General features: G+C 65.8%; 1 protein-coding gene and 3 pseudogenes. 1 reads left to right on the top strand and 3 read right to left on the bottom strand.

Features of this window, described 5'->3' with window-relative positions:
* A pseudogene (locus U9977_RS26205) lies at positions 1 to 182 on the top strand (hypothetical protein); the annotation flags it as partial.
* Positions 183 to 195: 13 nt separating this feature from the next.
* Here U9977_RS26205 and U9977_RS26200 read toward each other — a convergent pair.
* The 3 genes and pseudogenes from U9977_RS26200 to U9977_RS27315 form a co-directional block, all read right to left on the bottom strand.
* Positions 196 to 993, bottom strand: a complete 798-nt coding sequence (locus U9977_RS26200; protein WP_322751949.1) for a FadR/GntR family transcriptional regulator — start codon at positions 991 to 993, stop codon at positions 196 to 198.
* A 99-nt stretch (positions 994 to 1,092) separates the two neighbouring features.
* Positions 1,093 to 1,751: pseudogene (locus U9977_RS26195) on the bottom strand (enoyl-CoA hydratase/isomerase family protein).
* Between the two features lie 445 nt (positions 1,752 to 2,196).
* Positions 2,197 to 2,295, bottom strand: a pseudogene (locus tag U9977_RS27315) (enoyl-CoA hydratase); the annotation flags it as partial.
* Positions 2,296 to 2,870: the final 575 nt, after the last annotated feature.

Below are 2,870 nucleotides of genomic sequence, written 5' to 3'. Positions count from 1 at the left end.
CCACCGTGGGCACCTTGAAGGGGGAGATCGCCTTCCGCTTCGGCTCGGACTACCCCCACACCGACGGCCTGGCCGAGCCCGTCACCTTCACCGAGTCCTTGACGAGCTTCGACCAGGACGGGGTTCGCAAGATCATGCACGACAACGCCCATGGGCTGTTCAGCCCCCGCGCCGCTCGCTGAGCGCCGGGCGCTTTTACGTGTCGTGTCGGATGGCCCGGGCATCCACGCGTTCGGTGGGGTCGAGCCATTCGCTGCAGATGAGCTGGACCTCGATGTGCTCGGTTATGGCTTCCACAACCCTGCGCTCCTCGCCAGCCTCGATCAGGTCGCAGATCTCCTCATGGGACTCGAGCCTCTTCAGCTTCTCCGGCCGGCTGAGCAAGGCGCCCCGCGCGGTCTTGGCCTCGGCCCAGGACCGTTCATGGACGAGCCAGATCGATTCCAAGATCCCGGCCACGAGCGTGAGCGTCTCGTTGCCACACCGCTGCACCAACGTCTCGTGAAACGCGGCCATGGTCTCGTTGAAGGCCAGCTCATCGCCGTCGATGAGCCGGCGAGAGGCACCGTTGACCTTGCGCAGCTCGGATACCACCGTCGTCTTGCGGTCCGGGCGACGCGCGCACAACATCGCACACACCGGCTCGAGAAGGGACATGCCCTCGAACACATCGCGCAACTGCGTGTCTCGACTACGCAGCACCAGGGCCACGATGTAGGCAGCGGTCTTCGCATCGGGACGGTGGACCACGGCGCCGCCGATGCTGCCGCGTTGAACGGTGATGAGCCCCTCGGACTCCAGGACGCGCAGGGCCTCGCGCATCGAGGGCCCGCTGACGCCGAAGTCCTTGAGTAGAACATCCAGGCGTGGCAGGCGATCGCCGTCCGCCAGGTCGCCGGTGACAATGAGCTCGCGGATGCGATCCGCCACGATATCGGCGACCCGATTGACGCGGACACGGCCCTTGGCAAGGGATACCGGACGATCGCTCATGAGACCACGTCACAACGTCTGGACACTGAGCTACTTGCCCCCTGTCTCTATTAGCTGAGGCTCAGAACACCAGTCGAGCTTCAGGACACCAGCCGAGGCTCAGGACCGGGTGAAAACAGGCTTCTCCTTGGTGAGGAAAGCCTCGGCGGCGATTCGGTTGTCGTTCGTGAACTGGGTGAGGTTCTCGAAGGCGGAAGCCCGATCGATGACGGCAGCGGCGGTCACCTTGAGGCCGGCATTGATGGCGGCCTTGGTGTACTTGATAGCGTATGACGCGCCGGACGCGAGACGCTGCGCCATGGCGTCGACGAGCGCATCGAGCTGGTCGTCGGGAACGGCCTCGGTGATGAGGCCCATCTCGGCCGCTTCCCTGCCACGGATCGCGTCGCCGGTCAGCAGGTAGCGGCGGGCACGGGCGTAGCCGACCAGCTGTGGCCAGATCACCGCGCCGCCGTCGCCCGCGACCAGGCCGACAGCGACGTGCGGGTCGGCGAACACGGCGTCGGGCGTCGCGTAGACGAAGTCGCCGCACATGGCCAGGATCCAGTTGAGATCGCCGCCCCCGAGAACGCGCTGGCGGCACCGGTGAGGATGACGACATCGCACGAATCGTCGATGTCGAGATCGGCGAAGATCGTCCCGAATTCCTCGTGGAGCTCGTGATGGATTGCGTTCTTCACCTCGGGACGGTTGATCGTGACCGTCACAATCCCGCCGTCCTGCGTGACCTCGAGGTGCCGGTACCGCGAGTAGTCCATCAAACCCCTCTTTGTGTCCGTGGCCGGTGCTCGTCGCCGGGACTGAAACGGTGGTCCCCGTCAGGTCCGCCAACCACGGGTTCGCCGGTAAGCAGCCCTAGATCTTTAAATTGTTACTATACTATAGCATTATCAGCGAGATGGCCCGGCGCGGGAAGGGAACGCACATGGAGCCCGAGGGCGCCACCAAGGCCGATGGCTGATCTGCCGGCCTTCGCTCTCGTCACGTTGGGCCCGAAGGACGAGCCACGCCCACCACAGCCACTACTTCGTGGTCCTCTGCTGAAAGACACCGGCCGGCGACGACAGGCACGGCGGCCTGAGCCAACTCATCGTCGACATGTCCTCGCCCGGCGTCGCCGTCAACATCGAGCGGCTCCGCTGCGCGTCCCCGTGCTCGCGGCCGCCCGCGGCCGCCCGGTCGCCGACGTGGCGGCGCTCGCCGAATTTTCCGCAGGTTCCGCCACCGTCGCATGTAGTCGAAGAAGTAGTGCCATTCCTGCAGCATCTGCCGCTCCGCGCCGACACGGGTGCCACCGTTGATCTCACCGTCTCGCCATAATGGATCTTCCGACGGGCGGTTCCCGGATCGAACGCCGGAACGGCAACGACCCGGGGTCGGTGCTCCAACACCCACCCCGGGTCTTGATCCTCAACCCTGCATGCACAGGAGTCAGACCTACATCCGCCAATAGCGCTGCCGAAGATCGTCAACGGATTCTCGACTTGATCGATATCGGGTCCGGGACCATGCTTCGCGTGGCCGTAGACCTCAACGTCGGTCGAGTCGCAGTCCAGCGTCGGGCGGTGGGTGACGAGCTCGGCGCGCCGCTGCGCCGGCAGGAAGCCCATCATCTGCCTGACGATCCAGGCGATCCAGGCGATCCTGGCCAGGCCGGTCTCGATCCCGGCGAGCTGGCTGGGCCCGAACCGTTCCGCGAGCCGGGCCGCGGTCCGGGACGGGGCGAACGGCACCGGCGCGAGCTGCGCCCCCGCCGCTCTTCAGGGTCTTACCGCGCCTGCGGGCCAGATGACGGTGACTGGGATGTTCTTGGCGTGCGCATAGTCGATCACATCGGCTGTCCCGCCGGGTCCTCGGCTTGGTTGTCCATCCCACAC

Origin of the sequence: Protofrankia sp. Cas8, from assembly GCF_963555845.1 — a bacterium.
Classification (GTDB): Bacteria; Actinomycetota; Actinomycetes; order Frankiales; family Frankiaceae; genus Protofrankia.
This window is presented reverse-complemented; position numbering and strand designations above follow the sequence as displayed.